The 5,224-nt window shown below is 63.5% G+C and carries 5 protein-coding genes; all 5 read right to left on the bottom strand.

What is annotated here, in order from left to right; all coding sequences use genetic code 11:
* The coding region (locus AC5DC2_RS18955; protein WP_491699594.1) for an aldehyde dehydrogenase family protein at positions 1 to 1,061 on the bottom strand (1,061 nt) is incomplete at its 3' end.
* Positions 1,062 to 1,077: 16 nt separating this feature from the next.
* On the bottom strand, positions 1,078 to 2,412 hold the full coding sequence (locus AC5DC2_RS18960) for a biotin/lipoyl-containing protein (RefSeq protein WP_491699595.1): 1,335 nt from the start codon (positions 2,410 to 2,412) through the stop codon (positions 1,078 to 1,080).
* A complete protein-coding gene (locus tag AC5DC2_RS18965; protein ID WP_491699596.1) occupies positions 2,402 to 3,397 on the bottom strand; it encodes an alpha-ketoacid dehydrogenase subunit beta in 996 nt (331 codons plus the stop codon). The genes AC5DC2_RS18960 and AC5DC2_RS18965 overlap by 11 nt, the downstream gene beginning before the upstream one ends.
* Positions 3,398 to 3,409: 12 nt before the next feature.
* Complete coding sequence (locus AC5DC2_RS18970) at positions 3,410 to 4,393, bottom strand: thiamine pyrophosphate-dependent dehydrogenase E1 component subunit alpha (RefSeq protein WP_491699597.1); 984 nt, start codon at positions 4,391 to 4,393, stop codon at positions 3,410 to 3,412.
* A gap of 13 nt (positions 4,394 to 4,406) precedes the next feature.
* A partial coding sequence (locus AC5DC2_RS18975; protein WP_491699598.1) for a M24 family metallopeptidase occupies positions 4,407 to 5,224 on the bottom strand: 818 nt, incomplete at its 5' end.

Below are 5,224 nucleotides of genomic sequence, written 5' to 3' on the forward strand. Positions count from 1 at the left end.
CGCGTGCCGCCAAGCTCGAGTTTCGCGCCCTTCGCGACGGCATCCTCGACGAAGCCCGCGACCTTGTCGCGGGTCGATGCGTTGACCAGCGGCCCGACATCGATGCCATCCTCCAGGCCGTTGCCGAGTTTCAGCGCGGCCATGGCGGCGGTGAATTTTTCCGTGAACTCCGCGCTGACCTTTTCATGAATGTAAAACCGGTTCGCCGCCGTGCAGGCCTCGCCGAGATTGCGCATCTTCGCCAGCATGGCGCCCGCGACCGCCTTGTCGAGATCGGCATCCTCGAACACGATCAGCGGCGCGTTTCCGCCGAGCTCCATCGCCGGCTTGACCACCTGATCGGCGGCCGATTTGAGCAAGCTGCGCCCGACGCCGGTGGAGCCGGTAAAGGAGACGACGCGCACGCGCGGATCATGCAGCATATGATCGACAATCCGGCCGGAATGTTTCGACGGCAGGACGTTGACGAGCCCCTTCGGCACGCCCGCTTCCTCCAGAAGCGGCATCAGCGCCAGCATGGTCAGCGGCGTTTCCGTCGCCGGCTTGATGATCACCGCGCAACCGGCGGCCAGCGCCGGCGCGATCTTGCGCGTGCCCATGGCCGCCGGATAGTTCCACGGCGTCACCAGAACCGAGATACCGGCCGGCTTGTGCTGCACGACGATGCGCGCGCCGGATGCCGGCGCATGGGTGATCAGCCCGTCGGCGCGGACCGCCTCTTCGGCGAACCAGCGGAAGAACTCGGCCGCATAGGTCGCCTCGCCCATGGCATCTGCCCGCGCCTTGCCGTTTTCCAGCGTGATGAGGCGGGCGAAATCGTCCAGTCGCGCGGTCATCAACTCCCACGCCTTGCGCAGGATTTCGGATCGCTCGCGCGGCGTTTTTGCCTGCCATTCGGCCATCGCCCTTTCGGCGGCATCAAGGGCCATATCGGCATCAGCGGTGTCGGCGGAGGCGACGGAGGCAAGGACCTCCTCGGTGGCCGGGTTGATGACGTCGAAGCGCTCGCCGCTTGCGGCCTCGCGCCAGTTTCCGTCGATATAGAGATTGGTAAGATCCATCACATGGCTCCAATAATCAAAGAAGGTGCCGCAGCGGCTCCTCGAGACGACCGGCAAATCCGGTCACGAAGGCAAGGGCCGCCGCCTCGTCCAGCTGGCTGTCGTGGTAGTCGAACCCGATGATGAAATCGTCGCGGTCACGACCGATGGTCAGAACCGGCGCTGTTTCGGCCCGGGCCGTCGCGCGGATCACCGCAGAGCCCGTCAGGTTACGCAGAATGATATCCGCGTCACCGTCTTCGGCTTCCTCAAGTGTCGCTCCAAGGCGCTTGCGGTCCGCATTGGCAAAGCGCGCGACGCCGGCGCCTGGAGTCTCGATGCCGGCAATGATCCTGTCCCTCGCGTCGGCGCTGCGCAGGGCGGCAGAGGCGAAGCCGAGCCAGATCCGGGACGACGACGGCGCATCATTTGTCTCTTTTCGCAGCCAGTCCAGCAGGGCCGTAAAGCCGGAAGCCGGAACCCGAGCCTCGATATGCAGCGGCACACGTGCCGGGGCAGCCGCCGACGGGGCGCTTGCCCGCGCGCCCAGTCCGCGCAAGATTTCAAGGTCGGACACATGATAGGGCTGGGCCACGCCCTCCTCGGCAAGCCGCGCCAGATCAAGGCCCTGCTCCTGCGCAAGCCGCCGCGCTTTCGGCGAGGCGAGGATGCGACCTTCGACCGGAGCGACTGGCTTTTGCGCGGATTTTTTCACTGGCTCGGAAACCGGCGCTTCTTCGGAAGCCGCTTCCGGCCCTGAAGCCGCGACCTTCGTGCCGCCGGAGCGACGCACCGGCCTTTCCGGCTTTTCCGCCGAAATCACGGCGATCACCGAGCCGACGGGTACGGCCTCATCGGCATCGGCCAGAATGGCGGCGACATAGCCGTCATGGCCGGCCTCGACCTCCATCACCGATTTGTCGGTCTCGACCTCCAACAGGATATCGCTTGCGGAGACCTTGTCGCCCGGTTCCCTGCACCAGTTGACGATCAGCCCGGTATCCTGCGCCATGCCGAGCGCGGGCATGATGATTTCCGCGCCCTCCGGCAGAGTTTCCTCTCCGGCCTTTCCGGCGTCCTCCTTTGCGTTCGCTTCAGGCGCTTCGCCGGACATGGCCTCCTGAACGTCGTCGGCACTCTCAACGATCACGGCCACGACGGAACCGACCGGCACATCGTCACCGTCACCCGCCGAAACGGCGCTCAGAAAGCCATCGGCAGCCGCCTCGACCTCCATCACCGCCTTGTCGGTTTCGACCTCCATGATCGCCTCGCCGGAAGAAACGGGCTCGCCGCTCTTCTTCAGCCACCGGACGATCTTGCCGGTATCCTGCGCCATGCCGAGCGCGGGCATTATCACATCATGCGGCATGGAAAAGCTCCCCTCGGACCGAGAGCAGCGCCTTCTCCGCCACCCGCTCCGGCGTCGGCACGGTGATATCCTCAAGCGCCGGCGAGAACGGCACCGGCACATCCATCGCCCCCATGCGCAAGACCGGCGCATCGAGGTGATAGAAGGCCTTTTCCGCGATGCGACTGGCGATCTCGCCGGTGATGCCATAGCTCTGGTGCCCCTCGTCGATCACCATGGCGCGCGATGTCTTTTTGACCGATTTGAGGATGGTTTCCTCGTCCAGCGGCACGATGGTGCGCGGATCGATAACTTCCGCCGAAATGCCTTCCTTTGCCAGGAGGTCGGCCGCAGCCAGCGCCACCTGCACCATGGAGGACGTCGCGACAAGCGTGATATCCTGGCCTTCGCGCAGGATCGCGGCCTCGCCAAAGGGGATCAGATATTCCTCCTCGGGCACTTCCGCCTTGTCGTTATACATCAGCTTGTCTTCAAAGATGACGACCGGATTATTGTCGCGGATCGCTGTCTTCATCAGCCCCTTGGCCTCATAGGCCGACGAGGGAAGAGCCACCTTCAGGCCCGGAATATGGGCAACAAGCGCGTGCAGCGACTGGGAGTGCTGCGCGGCAGAACGCCGCGTCGCCCCCAGATTGGTGCGCACCACCAGCGGCACGTTGAGCTTGCCGCCGGACATGTAATGGATCTTGGCCGCCTGGTTGCAGAGCTGGTCCATGATCAGGAACAGGAAGTCGCCGAACATCAGATCGACGATGGGGCGCGCGCCGGTCATCGCCGCGCCGACGGCAAGGCCCATGAAGCCGGGCTCCGCGATCGGCGTGTCGATGACGCGCTCGGTCCCGAATTCCTCCACCAGGCCGGACAACACCTTGAACGGCGTTCCGGCCTCGGCGACATCCTCGCCAATGATGAAGGTCGTGGGGTCACGGCGCAGTTCTTCGGCCAACGCCTCGTTCACGGCCTGGGATAGCGTGATCTTTCGCATGGAATGTCCTCCTCAGTCCGCAAAAACGTGCATGTCGACTTCATGCGTGTCCGGATATTTTGCCTTCAGCGCATAGTCGACGGCGGCGGCCGCATCGTCGCGAATCTCGGCCTTCAGGGCCTCAAGCTCGTCGTTCGAGGCAATCCCTTCGCCGGTCAGCCATTTGGAAAACTTCTCGATCGGGTCGCGGTTTTCCTTCCATTCCTTCTCCTCGGCCTTGGATCGGTAATATTCGCGGTTGATGTCGCCGACATGGTGGCCGTGATAGCGATAGGTCTGAAGCTCGATGAAGAACGGCCCCTCGCCGCGCCGGCAACGCTGCACCAGGTCGCGCGTCAGTTCATTGACCGCCAGCACATCCTGCCCGTCGACCTCGAAAGCCTGGATGCCGAAGGCCCGCGCCCGGTCGGTGATCGAACCGGCGGCGATCTCGGCCGTCGCCGTATATTCGGAATAGCCGTTGTTCTCGCAGGCATAGATCACCGGCAGGTTCCAAAGCGCTGCCATGTTCATGACCTCGTAGAGGAGCCCCTGCGCGGTTGCCCCGTCGCCGAAAAAGCAGACCGTCACATCGTCGGATTTCTGCATTTTCGCGCGCAGCGCGGAGCCGGTGGCAATGCCCATCGAGCCGCCGACGATGGCGTTGGCGCCGAGATTGCCGTGGCTCTGGTCGGCGATATGCATCGACCCGCCCTTGCCCCGGCAATAGCCCTCCTCCTTGCCGAGGAGTTCGCAGAACATCGCCTGAAACTCCGCCCCCTTGGCCACGCAATGGCCGTGGCCGCGATGGGTGGAGGTGATCCGGTCGCTGTCGGTCAGCGCCTCGCAGATGCCGACCGCGACCGCCTCCTCGCCGGAATACATATGCGTCAGACCCGGCATCTTGGCCGAGAGGTAGAGCTGGTTGGCATTATCCTCGAAGGTGCGGATGCGAACCATCTGCCGGTACATGCGCAGATAGTCCTCGCGATTATGCTTGTTGTCTGAAGCGCTCATGACGTTTCCCGCCTCAATACCGGTTGGCAATCGGCAGTTCCTCTGCCGGAAACAGCGAGATGACCTCGCACCCCTTGTCGGTGACGACGACCTCCTCCTCGATGCGGGCAGCGGAAAAGCCATCGGCGGCAGGGCAATAGGTTTCCAGCGCGAACACCATGCCGGTCTGGATTTCCATCGGATTATCGAGCGAGACGGCCCGCGAGATGATCGGGCGTTCGTGCAGCGCAAGACCAAGGCCGTGGCCGAACTGCAGGCCGAAGGCGGAGAGTTCGTCCGGAAAACCGAATTCCTCTGCCTTGGGCCAGGCCTTGGCCACGACATCGGTGGTCACGCCCGGCTTGATCAGCGCGATCGAGGCATCGATCCATTCGCGCGCCTTCACATAGGCGTCGACCTGGGCGGGCGTCGAGCGGCCGATATTGAAGGTGCGGTAGTAGCAGGTGCGATAACCCTGATAGCTCTGCAGGATATCGAAGAAGGCCTGGTCGCCGGGCCGGAAAAGCCTGTCGGTGAAATTGTGCGGATGAGGATTGCAGCGCTCGCCGGAAATGGCGTTGATCGCCTCGACATCGTCGGAACCCATTTCATAGAGCATCTTGTTGGACAGAGCGACGATCTCGTTCTCGCGCACGCCCGGTTTCAGCTCCTCGTAAATCATGTGGTAGACGCCATCGACCATGCTGGCGGCCTGCGTCAGAAGCTGGATCTCGTCCCAGTTCTTGATCTCGCGGGCTGACAGCATGATCTGCTGGCCGTCGACGACATTGATGCCAGCCGCCTTCAGCGCCTCGAACATGGCAGTTTCGGCATAATCGACGCCGACCGGCA

Source organism: Martelella sp., assembly GCF_984369615.1.